The organism is Desulfurococcus sp., assembly GCF_038881575.1.
Lineage (GTDB): Archaea > Thermoproteota > Thermoprotei_A > Sulfolobales > Desulfurococcaceae > Desulfurococcus.
The window spans coordinates 48,669-63,191 of sequence record NZ_JAVZPN010000002.1 but is presented as its reverse complement, the minus strand read 5'-3'; the positions used below and the strand labels follow the sequence as shown (position 1 = coordinate 63,191).

The window sequence follows — 14,523 nt, the reverse complement described above, 5'->3', positions numbered from 1 at the left end:
AACATGAATTACCCATCATCTGAACTCCTCCCCGCCCTGAAGGACGAGGATTCCACTAGGGCGGTTCACTGGTTCCCGCATCTATTCCGGGGTCATATCTGTAAAGAAGGCTTTTTAAAAAAACTAGGGTTTTCCTATTTTGGTTCTGAACAAGTATACAAGTATTGCTGCAACTACTATGATCACCACTACTAGTGTAACCAGTAGCCCCATGTTTAACAATGGTTGTTGAATAGGTGTTGTCGTAGTAGTGGTAGTTGTGGTGGTTGTCGTAGTTGTAGTAGTGGTTGTTGTTGTAGTTGTAGGAGTCGTTGTCGTGGTGGTCGTAGTAGTTGTTGTAGTAGTGATAGTCGTGACCGGGGTTGTTGTTATTGTTACAGGTGTGGTCCCATAGCCTTTCAACTGGGCAAGCTTCTTACCGGCTAGGTCAAAGCTTAATAACATACTGTATTGCTCCTCGGGTGTTGGCGCTAACACGTCTAATATGTATGGAATAACGCCGGCCAATATGGCCATCGAGTAGTTTGATGACACACTTACCAACCACTCGCCTCCGCTTAGACTGAAGCCTCTTATCTTATTCGTACCATATCCATCGTGACTAGTCACGGCAACAATGTATACCCACTTCTTAATGTCTTCTACATCATAGAGTAGGGACTTAGAGACCTCTGCTATGATACTGTTACCAGCTTGATCAGCATAGACCTTGAAGCCGCTATCCTGGACAACGGGTTTGTCTTTATCATAGTAGTATATAGCAGATTTCTCCCCCACTGGAATAGGATCACTACCCCAGCCGGGGGCAAGTATTATAGCCATATGCCATTCGTAACCCTCTGCTATACCAGCGTTTAAACCAATGGTAGTACTATTACCCTTAGCTCCCAAGGAGGTGTGTATATATATGTGCACCTGTTGCAGGCTCCAGCCGTTAGGCCCACTCCACGGATTGCCTCCTAGGTCTCTGAAAGTGATCTTAAACACTATTTTATCGCCTTGATCAATCACGGTAAACCTAGTCATATCGAAGACTCCTGGCTTAAACACGGAGTTACCCGGGTACCCGTATCCCCCTGGTCCGTCATCGTCTCCAGTTGGATCATTCATCTCAAATATGATTGTTCCACTAATTGCTCCACGCGGTATTTGAAGTTGATACACCAAGCCGAATCTAGATGAGTACTCAGTTACATTATCACCGCTGTATAGCACAACCGCTAGGTATGTTGTAGCCCCTTCAGGTAGGTTAAGCCCGGTTGTATCAATAGAGAATTCAGCAGTAGTGAACGAGCCGCCGGCATTTACGCTTACGTTCCCTCTCCAGACCTCACTCCAGTCATTAACACTGGCATTCGATATCGTTACGGTTCTCGCAGCTACATCCACCAATATTTCTTTAACAAGGTATATTCCCAGGTCTACCCTACTATTTCTTGGATAGACCTGGTAGCCTGGGTTGAATGGTGAGAGAGATGTCGACGGTGATGAGAAATATATCCCTATCCTTAATCCCTGGGTATCTACAGTGGTGAGGTTGAGTGCGAAGTATAGTTTACCTGGCTCCACCAGTATTAACAAGGAGTCTAATACCTGGCCCACAGGTATTCTAAGACCATTGCCATTAGAGATCTCCGTGTACCATTGCTGCTCTATTATTCCATCAATATTTGGAGTATACGTGGATGGCTTGGGAACATTAGTGTTTAACACGCCTATAGGAGTCCCATCAGGGTAAGCCGTTACATTCAGGTAGTCCGGTGGGGTTAAACCGGCTAGTTGATAAGCCTTCCTTAGATAAGCCTTAAATAATGGATCGAAGGTCTGTGGAGAACCACCACCATCGCCACCATACCACCACCACCAGTCACTAGCCTCAGCCTTTAAGAGACTGCGAGCTATCTCCGGGTACTGAACATACATAGACTTGAAGCCTTGGATGCCTAGCTTCCCTATTATTTCACTCCTTGCTTTAACAAGCCACATCCATGCAATATTCTCCTGTCTATCTCCTATCCAGGTAGCCACCTCCCCACCGGACCACGAGCCTTCAGGTATATGGGCCTGGACTACTTTCCTCGGTAACTCACTATATCCATCCCCATAGCTATTTCCTGGAATATTGGAAATATCTTTACCAGCTATGTCGAGATACACGTATGTCTTTAAAGGTAGCGGCTGAGCCACATTAGGGAATAAGTCTATGAATGAGCCCGGTGTAATGGTTTCTAATACTCCCTGTGCCTGTAGCTCTGAGAGACGCCTATATAGTTCGTTAAGGAATAAGTCCCCGAATCTCTCATAGTTTTCCCAGGGGTTTTCGCCATCCAATGCAACCACAATTATTCTCGGGCCGCTTGCCGAAGCTTTAAGTGATAGTATCCTGTTAATGAAGTCGTTGACGGCATTAGTGTAGCTCTGTGAACTATACTGGAAACTAATCAGGTTGCTTAACTCTGTATCCCTGAAGACCACGTATATCCTGCCCTCCTGGAAATCGATGTACCATGGTACCCCTAGAACATTTATATCACCAGTGTTAACGCCGGTTTTCCCTAGTATAGATTCATCTGTTATAGTCCAAGTAACACCAGCTCTCTTAAATGCTTCGAGCACCTCCTCGTTCACAGCCTCCTCAGCTGGCCATACACCCCTCGGTGTTACATTAAAATACTCTTTGAACAACCTCATACTCTCAGAAATATGTATCTCCAAATCCTCTGAAAACCCTAGATCAGCTATTATGGGTGCAAGGGGATGGCTATAGGGTACTGGTACTAGTTCCACCTGGTCTTTTAAGGCTAGCTCTTTATATGCTGGGATGATTTTAGCCATGATATCTCTATGCGTGTTCAGAACAATTCTCAATTCATTTATAGTATAGTTTGGCTGGCTTGAAGTATACGCTCTCTCCATTAATGAATATACCTCAGGATACTCCTCCTGTGCTACCTGCGGGTCTATCCATAACAGGTTGAATAATACCGCTAGGTCAACCACGTTCTGGCTACTTAAATCACCACCTGTGAACCTGTCTACTATACAGTTCATCAACTCGCTTTCAGACCGCGTTATCTGGGAACACTGCGTCCACGCTGACTGAGCTAGTGACCGTAGCTCGCTGAATCGTGGTGACTTATCAACTATCCTACCCCAGTTCACATCGAAGAATCCACCTGGAATCTGAAGCATCTTGAATACATCTTCCCTGCTTAGAGTTCCATTGACCACTCTCCAGGATATGATTTCACGGGCATCCATCTTATTGTTTTCAACCATGTCGATTAATTGCTCGAGCAGGGACCCGGAGAAGGTGAAGGAGACCTTTATATCAGGGTACTTTGAGAGTATGTATGCCATCTTATAGTAGTTTCCAACACTATGCATTCTAACCCATGGCAAGACAAGGTATGATTCATCGACACTATAATACCATGGCTGATGATAATGCCATACAATTGCAACATATATTTTATCGCCGGCACTGTTAACCATTGGTACAAGTGGTTGAAGTATTGATGTGATTAATAGTAGTGATATGGTAGCCAGGATCAACTTCCTCAATTTTATCACGCTCCATATAAATACAATTATGGGTAACAAATCTATTTTAAATCTAAATTTAAATAATCCATGAAAGAAGAATAAAATATATTATTTCAATGAGCCGAGGCAATCCGAGATAAACAACTTATCTCCCACCCGGATTCACATAGAGATAATATTGCTTGAAGCACTTCACTAAGTGCTATTGGATTCCACGCTATCCTCTCATTTATTATTCTGTTGGCCACCAGCATATGTCAAGTTAAAAATTATGTATTTTTAACCTTGGGGAATCAATTGAGCATCATTATGGGTGCTTATCGATGTCCCTGATTAATGGGTTCAAGGATCTACTAGGTGTCCTAAGAGGAAACGTGCTAGTAATGGCTATCTCATGGTTTCTCTATGGTTTAAGCGGCGCGCTTGTCCAGCCCTTCTTCTCTCTTTACGCTAAGAGTCTTGGAGCAGGAGATTTCGAGATAGCCCTTGTCAAATCTATCGGTATGGTTGCACTGGGTTTATTCACTATCCTGGGAGGGGTGTTAACCGATAGGGTTGGAAGGGTTAGAATGATTCTGGCTGGAACATTGTTTGTCTCACTTGTTCAATTCGCATATGCTTTTGCACAGTCATGGAATCAATTGGCGATTATATGGGTGATAGATGAAGCCGTCCATTTCTACCAACCGGCTTTAACGGCTATAGTAATGGATTCCCTCCCATCCAGGAAGGAGTTGAAGGGCTTCATCGCGTTGAACGTCTTTCCCAGTATTCCATGGCTCTTCATGCCTGTAGTCGGCGGGAAACTATATGATGTATATGGTGTTCAAGGAATTAGATACGGCTTTATACTATCCGGGACTTTGAGTCTAATAGTCTTGTTCCTCAGAGCTAGGAGTCTCAGGGAAACCATTAATCTGAGGAATAATAGAGGCGACTTCAACATACTTAATGATATAGCCGAGTTATTCAGGTACAGGATGGTTAAATACGTTGTCTTAATCTACTTGTTCACCGGGTTCATCTCGCCTTTGGCATCATCTGTTTGGAATACATATGGATCAATATACTCTGTTAGAATACTGGGAGTTACTAATACTGAATGGGGGTTCATCAACACTGTGGGAACAGCATCCTCTATAGCTACATCAATAATCCTGGCCTCATTACTCAGCGAGAACTATCTAACTGTGATCCTCTTGGCTGGTTCATTGTCAACTATATCATACCTATTATATGCTACACCACTACTCATCAGTACAAATCCATTACTTCCCCTGGTTACAGGCACGATCTTCGGAGCTATTGGGGGAGCGTTAGTGGGGCCATTGATCTCCGCTATACTAACCAAGATACTCCCGATGGAGATACGTGGCAGGGCCACAGGTGTTCAAAGATTCCTGGAGAACATGGGTGCAGCACTTGCAAACTATATTGGTGGACTACTATATGCAGGCTTGGGACCGCTTAAAAGCATACTAGCTTCATGCATTCTAAGCATGATCGCATTCATGTATATATACCTGTTATTCACGCTGGCTTTAAAGGAATACATACACTCATAACCAGTAAAGAACTCAGTACTCAAGACCATCCTCATTGCTATGCTCAGTCTTCCCGAGCTCATCACTGGGGTTTCTGCTCCTCTACATAGTATGTACACATCTTCTTAAATATGCAGTAACTACACTCCCATGAATAACGTGGGTGAACAATATCGTCCACTATGTTCTTCACAAGATTCTTCAGATCTATTTTCTCACGTGGAATACTATACTCTACTATTTTATCAGGTGTTATATAGACTAGGATGCCCGATTCCGCATTCAACATGTTTAGATAAATGTTTAACTGCTCCACATGATGCTCTCTTGGAAGATCCTTCGAAGACCTAGAACTCTTTACCTCAACAACTACTCTAGTATTTGGGTTATAGGCATCGAGCCTCCCTTTAATAATATATCTATTACCCCCTATCTCTACATGTGTCTCTATGTTTTTCTCAACCTCATATCCCTCACTCATAAGCACTTCCTCTAATCCCTTATGTAGAAGGATCCCGAGCACAGAGGATGGCTCGAAGCTGATCGTGAGCTCCGGATATTTTCTTCTTAAGTGATACTTATGGCTGCAAGCAACTAGGTCTGTTACATATATTATATCAGTATTCCTCAATTCACTCATCTTCTCGACTTGTTCTCCCACTACACGCCTGTAAAGAGCTTCTGTAATAACCGTGGCCGCTTTATACATCTCCAACCCCTCCACCATAGTGTTTTCAGAATTCCTCCTCAATTTAATATACTAATATTTCTACGAGCACCGGTATTGTTGAGTACCTCTGTTAAGGTTGATTACTGGACGTTATTCTTTTATGCATCTACCTGTTTTCAGACATATCTCGAGATATGTCTCCTGAATAGGTTTAGTCATGCCGGATAAATCCCTTACAATGATATCGAGCAGATGAATAGCATGGGGCTCCTTTGCTTCAACCTCGAGGAAATACCCGACCCCTTTAAGCTCATCTATTGAGGCCTCCAGGCCACCGCTCCTGTATATATCCCTGTTTTTCACGAATGATATTAACTGTGACACCCCTATTTTATCCAGTATCTCGATAATAGAGGAGGCATTATCCGGTGTTAAATAGGCCTCGATCTCTCTCCTAGTCTTAATCAAGCCCTCCCTATTCTCCCTTGGCCCCTTATATGTTAAGACTATATGTCTTCCACTGTTCATGCAGACCCGGTGGCGTAACCTAATGGCCTCGTCGCTTAGAGCGAGATCCCTGCATGGATGCTTGAAATAAATGTCTTTCTCTCGGCACTCATCCACCTTTCTGAAGCCATGGGTAGTTAGATATTTCTCAATAACCTCTATGTCCACTAATACTTGTAGCTTGACCTCGGACTCCACTGTTGCGTTCTTTCTACCAGTATCCATGGTTTAACCCTTTCTACACGATGTATTTCTCAACCCGGCTAATTATTTTATTCGCCCTTGCAAGGTTGATCCTGGCAATCCCGCCCTGAAGACTCCTTCCCGGCTCATAAGCAACCCTAGCCCCGGTGAGCCCATGTATAAATGCTATCAATCCTTTATCAAGTCCCCTTGAATAACCCCCCTCCAAGACTATTATAACCGGTGTACCGAGGCTCTGGATCATATAGCCGATCCTGTAATAACTATACTCGGTTAACACTAGATCAGTTAAACCATCCCCGATGAAGCCGTCGAAGCCAGCTGATACTACAAGTGCTTCAGGGTTATATTTCTCAATAATCCTCTTCACTATGCCTAGTACCTGGACAAAGGAGTCATCGCCTGTACCAGGTTCTAGGGGGATACCTATTTTATACCCGTATCCATCACCAGCCCCTATCTCGCTGGGATTCCAGGGGAAAACCGGTAGGGAACGGGTATCCTGGTGTAAATCAACTTGGAGTATTCTACTTGTATAGAGTAGCTCCATGGATCCATTACCATAATGGGCATCGAAGTCGAGGACCCCTATATTCTTGAATCCCCTATCAATAAGACCATGTACAGCAGCCACAGCATTATTAAATATACAGAAACCCTGCGTATAAGCCCTCCTGGTTTTCCCACGGTATCCAGCATGATGACCAGGCGGCCTAGCTATGTAGAAAACAATATCCCCACCCAAGTTTAGAGCCGTTAGGTATGATGTGTAAAGCGTTTCCAGTGCTAGAGTCAAAGTGTCACTAGATAGATATGTATCTTGGTCTATGTTTAATGGCGCCTTCCTCGATAACATCAGTATTTTATCGATGTATCCCCTGCTATGTATCCTTTTAGCAATGCTTAATGCCTCACCGATATCCATCCCGCCGGCATCATGTAATTCATATCTGATGCCATGCCTCTTAAGCGCTGAGATTACCCTCACTATTCTCTCAGGGTTTTCAGGGTGATGCTCCCTCGATACATGCATATGCATGGAGTTTTCCGAGACGAGTATTTGGATCATGACATGTTCCTGCAGGTTATGTGGAGTAGTATACGGCTTGATACAATATTTTAATCAGCTCTTGCTTCTCCAGGTCCTTCGGTAACCTCACTATAGCTAGGTTGGGATGCCCGGCTATATCTAATGCTACACCCTCCCCAACAAGATACTTAGCTATCCTGTAGGCCCTACCATGAGACGCCTTTATAACTAGAAGTGTGTACTCTCTATTGGTCCCAGCTAGTAGTAGTACTGGTGCCTTAAGTATTGTTGAAAGCTTTGAAGCAAGTGCGGTAACCCCTCTCTTCTTCCACTCATTCCTCGCGTCGATGAAGCGGAAATCACCTACTTTAATAGCGCCAACGGCTAGTTCCATCGCCTTATCAGCCACCTCCTTATCCCTCTCCTCTATAATTGCCTTGACCTTACCCCACAACGCCTCATCAAGGGGCATTGGTAGGGGGGCTGGTGTGGCAAGCCATTCGACTATCTTAGCCCATAGGGTTTCATCTCTTATAACGGTTAAAGCCTTCGAGAGCATCTTGGTTAACTCGAATAACTTCATGTATTGCTCCGGAACCCTCTTCCCCATATCCATGTATTTAACTACCTCGACAAAACTCCTTAATCTCTGATGAACACTGATGCCTTTCTTCTCGAGTTCCCAGAGGACCAGCCCAGCCGTAGGCATCTTATGGTCGATCACCACGATATCGGCTAATGCCTGGAGTTCCCTAGCCTTCTGCAGGCTTGTTATATGGTGATCTATGAATACTATCTGAGAGACCCCGAAGTGATTCTTCATCATCTTCATAGCGTTACCAAGATACTCGCTGTATGGTATGTCCAGGAAGACCGCTAAATCATATCCTCCTTTAAAACTAGCCAGGAAATACTTGACTTTATCTGGGTCTAAAGGTATCTTGTCGACCACAGCCTTGGATTCAAGGGGGTATTTGCCAATCTTCTCTTGACTATATACGATGAGCGCGGCTGCAACCACACCATCGGCGTCCCAGTCACCTGCCACAAACACTCTCTTGATATTCTCGGACATGGTAAGCACCTCGAATCAATTGCCATCGCCTTAGATACCTTAGATAGTATTTAATGATAATTAAAACCTTAATCACCGGCATTAATACGCCTATATACCTGCATAATTCTCTGAACAACGGTTACAACCGAGAGAATAGTTAAGACCAGGAGGAGTGCTTCAGCTAGCCGAGGAGACACCCTATATGATGCTAGCACCAGGATAACACCGAGGATTCTCTCAGGTCTTTCAATTAATCCTATGCCGGCTAACCCTACGCCCAGGCTTTCAGCTCTAGCCCTGATATAGCTTACTAGGAATGAAGCCACTAGGAACACCAGTATGTATAACTGGTTTAATCTCAGGAATCCGAGGGATAGTATTAATATAGCATCGTTCACTCTATCCACAGTGGAATCTAGGAATGCTCCAAATCTGCTTGCTTTACCAGTGGCTCTTGCAACAGCTCCATCAAGGGCGTCTAGAATGCTTGATGTTGCAATAAATACCAGGTAAAGGAGGATATCGGTTGAGAAAGCAAAGAAGAAAGCCCCTATTAGCAATATCATCATTGAAGACACTGTCAGGGCATTTGGTGGTACACCTATAACTATGAAGGGCCTCGCTGCAGTATTCACAATAGCGGCCAGCTTGTCGCGCAACTTATTCAACAACGCATCTTTCACCACATACCTCAATACAAGTATTCTTCATGATTAACGAGTCCTCCTCTAATAAAGGACTCTCACTAATAACCACCGTATCCACCCCTACTTCACATAGAGCTTCACACACGATCCTGAAGTCAGGGCCATACTTCTCTTCACCTAATGCATGATGCTCTTTTTCCCCGCCCCTGTTAAACTCTATCTTCGAGAAATGTGTGTGTAATGGGTTAAGGTGTTCTCTTCCAAGCTTCTTTTCTATGGTGTCAACTATTTTCACAATATCCTCTTTACTCCTAATGAATCTACCCATATACCTGGCATATAAGTGTGCGAAGTCTATGACTGGTCTAACCCCTTTGAAAGCACTGGAGATCTCTATTACCTCCCCGAGGTCTCCAACCTGGCTTATCTTACCCGAGGTCTCGGGTCCGAGCCATACATCTTTGAAGCCATGTTGATCCCTATACTCTACAACCCTTGAGAGATTCCTGATGATCTTTTCAACAGCTCCACGCTTAGATGGGGCGTCCCTGTAGTAGCCTGGGTGAAATACCACTATATATGCACCCATTACTGAGGATATCCTTACAGAGGCTGTCAGCCTCTCGATACTGGAGTTTACTACTTGTTCTCTACCGGCTAGGTTAATATAATATGGTGCATGCAGGCTAAGCTTCACCCCTTGGCTTCTAGAGGCTTCCCCAAGTATTCTCGCCTTTTCATCACTTATATTGATACCTCTGACAGCCTCGTACTCCATAGCGTTTAACCCTATCCTCCTTATAAATGCTGGGGCCTCGGTTACATCCATTGATTTAAGACCTATAGGCTTACCGGCTGGCCCAAACCAGAATTTAGGCATTAAACCACCTTGCTCATTAATTAATCCACTTATACATCACTTATTAATCTGGTGGAAGTGAACATCATGGATAAGCCACTAGTATTAAGGGAAGAATTACTGGTTGAAGGGCTTCGATTCAATGTTGTCAGGAGATACTATAGAAAAACCAGCGGCGACGAGTTCGCAAGGGATATCGTCGTGTTCCCTGAGGCAGTGGCTGTACTGCCAATCCTAGGAAATCATGAGGTAATCTTACTGAGGCAGTTCAGAGCCCCCCTTAATAACATTATAATAGAGGCCCCAGCTGGCGTCATAGACCCTGGTGAGACACCTGAGGAAGCAGCCAGGAGAGAGCTAGAGGAGGAGACAGGCTACTATCCGGGGAAACTAGTGTGGCTGGGCTCCTATACTCCTTCGCCAGGCTACAGCAGCGAAGTAATACATTTATACTATGCAGTCAACCTAGAGTACCGGGGCGCTAGACCCGAGAAGTACGAGGTCCTCGAGCCATTCAAGATACCGTTATCAGAGGCTGTTAAAATGGTTTACTCTGGTGCCATAAACGATATGAAAACCGCTCTCTTAATCCTCCTATACTGCTCGAGGGGTGGATGTGCTTGAGCATCGAGTTAGATACACTCAGGAGAATCCTATCCATGAGACTGATATTCGAGGGAGGGAGCGGCTGGGTTTTCCGGGAATTAATAGATGTACTCGAGGACTACCTAATGGAGAGGCTGCCGGTGATGATAAACAACCTCGTTGAGCCTCTAGGTCTTGAAGCATCCATACTCAGCGATAGTGGTTGTAACGTCTTTCCAGAGGAAGAAGCATGCAACCAGCTCGTTATCGCTGAGCTCTATACTGGTGAAGCAGATAAGCCACTGGCTTACGTGTTATACAGGCTTATAAAAGGAGAGAACACATTTGAGTTTTACCTGTATAAAATAGTGGAGAAACCGGGTTAGCCAGTATAGGTGCTTAAGCCGTGTCAAGCCTCCAGAGAGTGCGCCCCACTAAGATCGAGTTGATAAGGCTTAAGAGAAGGCTTGAGATAAGCGTGAAGGTTGAGAGGATACTGCGTGAGAGACTCATCATTTTAATCAATGAGTTCCTAGCTCTCCTTAAAGAGGGCGTGTCCAGGAGGCGGAGCGTGAGCACCCTACTTATTAACTTGAACTCTAGGGCTGTCATGCTTTCAGGGGTCTACGGCGAGAACATATATAGCCTGCTAGAGAAAACAGTGCCGAAAAATAACTGTGTAGTAGGCACTGAAAACATCATGGGGGTTAAAACCAAGACAGCTATACTCGTGAAGAATACTGAGAAGAAAACCGTGAAGACTCCCTTCGACGACTTCATAGAGGAGTCAACCAGATTCATAGAGGAAGTCCTAGACCTCGCGAAAACAGAGTATGCTTTAAGGGCTCTTGGTAAGGAGATACAGGTAACCAAGCGAAGGGTAAACGCATTGGATTACATCTTAATACCCAGGTTCAAGTCCACTATAAGGATACTTCAGTTAAAGTTCGATGAAAGGGAGAGGGAGGAGAAGGCAAGATTAAAGAGGGTTAAAGCTAGCCTTGAGAGGAGAAGGAATGAGTGATAACTATATTGAGAGATTTCTGAATGAGGAGTTGAGGCTGGTTAATAAGCATGCACCATATGAGAGAAGGAATCTATGCGAGCTCCTCGAGATGGAGATACCATACATAGTTCTTAGAGATGGAAGCCAACATATATTAGATCCCCGTGAATTAAGAAGACTACACGATATCCTAGCTGGTGATGCATGCAGGCTTCAACTACCTATAGTGATAGAGTATATACCTGGAGAAAGAGAAGGCACATATGTTGTAAGGGATGAAATAGGGGCTAAAGCGATTGCTCTAGTAATGAATATGGAGAACCCTACTATCCCACTATTCCTCAGCCGCACACATATTTTAGTGCTGAGACGGATATTAAGAACCACTACAACAATACTCTTAAATCCTGGTAGCGTTAATTAACCTTATTCAGGTGCTCAATGATGTCATCTATTAAGGATATTGATGAGTCAATAGATGCTATCATTAAGGAGGCTGAGAAGAAGAAATTAATGATCATAAAAGAGGCTGAGAAAAAAGCAGAGGAAATACTGAAGCGCCCCATACCAGTTGAGGAATACAGGAGAGAGGCTGAAGCCCTAATAGCTAGTGCCAGAGTAAAGCATGATGAAATAATTGAGAAAGCCAGGAAAGACGCTGAAAACCTAAGAAATATCCCACAGGAGAGGATAAGGAAAGCAATTGAATACGTGGTTAAAACCGTGGTGGGGCTATAGATGGGGCTATTACTAAGCAAACCCAGTGAAATGGTAAAAATAAACGTGGCCTTCCTCCAGGCTTATAAAGAGAAGGTGCTACGTTTACTACAGGAGGCCGGGGTTATCGATATAGAACCAGTTGAAGCAGAGAAGATAGTGAGGGAATATGAAAGACTACAGTCTCTTAGAGAACGCATCAACTCACTGATCCAGAAAGCCAAGGGCCTGGCGATAAATGTATCTATAACAGGCCTGGAGCTATCATCGATCGAGTTAAGCCGGATAGAGAAAGATGTAGCCAGCCTACAAGACGAAGTAGCATTACTAGAGAGTAAGTTGAAACATATAAGGGAGATGCTTGGCTCCCTTAAAATGCTCCAGGCAGCCATAACCCCTCTACCAGACGCGATGGAGACTACCGAGATATACTATGAGGGTAGGCATCTCTCGTCAATCCTTTTAACAGGTAAGCAGGAAACAATCAATGAACTAGTAGAAAAACCCGGCTTGATCAAAGCTGCACACTCGTTTAAAGTTAATGAGGAACAAGTATCCATTATAGTATACGTTCCATCACAGAATTTAAACCAGCTACTCTCACTAGCATCCTCTATGGGGATATGGTATCCTGGTAGACAACTACTAGAGTTCATACAGCAGCATAAATCAATTAGCTCACTTAAAGAACACCTTGAAAAGATGATAACCGAGCTAAACATGGAGGCTGAAAGCCTAGAAGGGAAAATCGTTGAGAAGATCAAGTCTCACGGAGAGATCCTGGGTAAGTATCTCTTAATCGTGGAGAACCATATTGAATATTATAAGGTAAGCGGAATGACAACTGATCTAAAGCACTTATCAGCTGTAACAGGCTGGCTCCCCCGTGATGCTGTTAGGACACTAGAGGATCTTATAAGGAAGGCGAATATTCCTATCTTCATAGAGTATAGGGATCCTGTGAGAGGCGTTGATAATCCACCCACAAAGTTTAATAACAAGGGAGTGGTAAGATACTTCCAATTCATAACAAGGCTTTACGGAGTCCCCAGCTACTGGGAATACGATCCCACGCCATTGATCATGTATTCCTTCGCATTCTTCTTCGGGATAATGAACGCTGATGCAGGATACGCCTTAGCCGGTATCATATCTATTTTATTAATCATGGATAAACTAGTTGAGAACCCATATAGTAATGCTTACAAAGAGTTCAAGGGCCTCCTCATAGCTTCCAATATTGCCTCACTAGTACTTGGATTGCTCAGTGGTTCGCTCTTCGGTGATCTATTGTCCTCTATATTCAATATAAATATCCCGGCAATTCTAACGGTGTTTAGCCAGCCAGTGGAGTTCATAAAGCTAGCCTTGTTAATAGGGCTGATGCATGTTAACATAGCGCATGTCCTAGCCACCATGAAGTTCGTTAGAGAGAAGAGGAGAGGGGATCTTCTCAACGAGGTTGGATTATTTATCTCAGAGCTATTTGGAATTCCCTACGTGCTCAAGGCATTCTTCAGGTATGAGATACCATTTTTAACGCTGATACCGGAGAAAATATTATTATATCTAGCGTTGCTAGGTATCGTGATACTTATCGTAGGCAACTACTTGTCGATGCGGGGACTTGGATTCCTAATGTGGATATTCCAGCTCACAGGCATTCTCGGCGATGTCATGAGCTATGTTAGATTAGCTGGTGTTAGCCTTGCAAGCTTCTATATGGCTAGCTCATTCAATATAATGGTTAAACTAGTTATTAATGGATTGTTAGGGATTATACCTGGTGTAGCCGGGGCTATGATAGCATACATTATATCGGCACCACTGCTATTACTAATACACCTGATGGTAATGATTCTCTCGCAACTAGGGGCATTCGTGCACTCACTGAGGCTATGTATGCTCGAATTCCTTATGAAATTCTACGATGGCTCGGGACGCGAGTACAATCCATTCTCTATAGTCGCGTTTAAACGTATCGTGGTTTCCTAGAGAAGATTATAGAATTCGTTTTTAACCCCTGGTTAAATCTATATATTTGCGTGTAAGGGTGGTTGAATGGATCCATTAGCCATGGGGCTTATGTATTTAGCGGGAGCATTACCATTAATTGGTGGCATCACTGGTTCAACAATAGGTATGAAGCGT

General features: G+C 44.0%; 15 protein-coding genes. 7 read left to right on the top strand and 8 right to left on the bottom strand.

The annotated features are described in order from the left end of the window. Window positions 1-123: 123 nt before the first annotated feature. Window positions 124-3,573 (bottom strand): glucodextranase DOMON-like domain-containing protein, encoded by a 3,450-nt coding sequence (locus QXV08_RS02040; RefSeq protein ID WP_342784433.1) that lies wholly within the window; start codon window positions 3,571-3,573, stop codon window positions 124-126. An 86-nt stretch (window positions 3,574-3,659) separates the two neighbouring features. After that, window positions 3,660-3,800: a hypothetical protein gene (locus QXV08_RS02035; RefSeq protein ID WP_342788060.1), complete on the bottom strand. Its 141-nt coding sequence runs from the start codon at window positions 3,798-3,800 to the stop codon at window positions 3,660-3,662. 69 nt (window positions 3,801-3,869) lie between these two features. Between QXV08_RS02035 and QXV08_RS02030 the strand changes: the two genes are divergently transcribed. Continuing rightward, complete coding sequence (locus QXV08_RS02030; protein ID WP_342784431.1) at window positions 3,870-5,111, top strand: MFS transporter; 1,242 nt, start codon at window positions 3,870-3,872, stop codon at window positions 5,109-5,111. A 61-nt stretch (window positions 5,112-5,172) separates the two neighbouring features. On the opposite strand, the gene cas4 is transcribed toward QXV08_RS02030, so the two are convergent. The 6 genes from cas4 to QXV08_RS02000 all read right to left on the bottom strand — a co-directional run bounded on the left by cas4 (window position 5,173) and on the right by QXV08_RS02000 (window position 10,085). Further along, window positions 5,173-5,799 (bottom strand): CRISPR-associated protein Cas4, encoded by a 627-nt coding sequence (cas4, locus tag QXV08_RS02025; protein ID WP_342784907.1) that lies wholly within the window; start codon window positions 5,797-5,799, stop codon window positions 5,173-5,175. A gap of 111 nt (window positions 5,800-5,910) precedes the next feature. Further along, window positions 5,911-6,492, bottom strand: coding sequence for a class IV adenylate cyclase (gene cyaB, locus QXV08_RS02020; protein WP_342784429.1), 582 nt, complete (start codon window positions 6,490-6,492; stop codon window positions 5,911-5,913). A 13-nt stretch (window positions 6,493-6,505) separates the two neighbouring features. Further along, window positions 6,506-7,540, bottom strand: coding sequence for a histone deacetylase family protein (locus QXV08_RS02015; protein WP_342784427.1), 1,035 nt, complete (start codon window positions 7,538-7,540; stop codon window positions 6,506-6,508). A gap of 16 nt (window positions 7,541-7,556) precedes the next feature. After that, window positions 7,557-8,576 (bottom strand): DHH family phosphoesterase, encoded by a 1,020-nt coding sequence (locus QXV08_RS02010; RefSeq protein WP_342784425.1) that lies wholly within the window; start codon window positions 8,574-8,576, stop codon window positions 7,557-7,559. Between the two features lie 68 nt (window positions 8,577-8,644). Next, complete coding sequence (gene pgsA, locus QXV08_RS02005; RefSeq protein WP_342788061.1) at window positions 8,645-9,229, bottom strand: archaetidylinositol phosphate synthase; 585 nt, start codon at window positions 9,227-9,229, stop codon at window positions 8,645-8,647. Then, complete coding sequence (locus tag QXV08_RS02000) at window positions 9,219-10,085, bottom strand: TIM barrel protein (RefSeq protein WP_342784421.1); 867 nt, start codon at window positions 10,083-10,085, stop codon at window positions 9,219-9,221. Before QXV08_RS02000 ends, pgsA begins: the two co-directional genes overlap by 11 nt. Before the next feature lie 66 nt (window positions 10,086-10,151). Here QXV08_RS02000 and QXV08_RS01995 point away from each other — a divergent pair, with 66 nt between their 5' ends. From QXV08_RS01995 to QXV08_RS01970, 6 genes are read left to right on the top strand one after another with little or no spacing between them, the layout of a single operon-like run. Beyond that, entirely contained in the window at window positions 10,152-10,688 is a 537-nt protein-coding gene (locus QXV08_RS01995; RefSeq protein WP_342784419.1) for an NUDIX hydrolase, read from the top strand. Beyond that, window positions 10,679-11,035: a hypothetical protein gene (locus QXV08_RS01990; protein ID WP_404991019.1), complete on the top strand. Its 357-nt coding sequence runs from the start codon at window positions 10,679-10,681 to the stop codon at window positions 11,033-11,035. The genes QXV08_RS01995 and QXV08_RS01990 overlap by 10 nt, the downstream gene beginning before the upstream one ends. A 20-nt stretch (window positions 11,036-11,055) precedes the next feature. Then, window positions 11,056-11,673 (top strand): V-type ATP synthase subunit D, encoded by a 618-nt coding sequence (locus QXV08_RS01985; RefSeq protein ID WP_342784415.1) that lies wholly within the window; start codon window positions 11,056-11,058, stop codon window positions 11,671-11,673. Beyond that, window positions 11,666-12,079: a DUF61 family protein gene (locus QXV08_RS01980; protein WP_342784413.1), complete on the top strand. Its 414-nt coding sequence runs from the start codon at window positions 11,666-11,668 to the stop codon at window positions 12,077-12,079. The genes QXV08_RS01985 and QXV08_RS01980 overlap by 8 nt, the downstream gene beginning before the upstream one ends. A 20-nt stretch (window positions 12,080-12,099) precedes the next feature. Then, window positions 12,100-12,393: a hypothetical protein gene (locus tag QXV08_RS01975; protein ID WP_342784411.1), complete on the top strand. Its 294-nt coding sequence runs from the start codon at window positions 12,100-12,102 to the stop codon at window positions 12,391-12,393. Further along, window positions 12,394-14,367 (top strand): V-type ATPase 116kDa subunit family protein, encoded by a 1,974-nt coding sequence (locus tag QXV08_RS01970; protein WP_342821385.1) that lies wholly within the window; start codon window positions 12,394-12,396, stop codon window positions 14,365-14,367. Window positions 14,368-14,523: the final 156 nt, after the last annotated feature.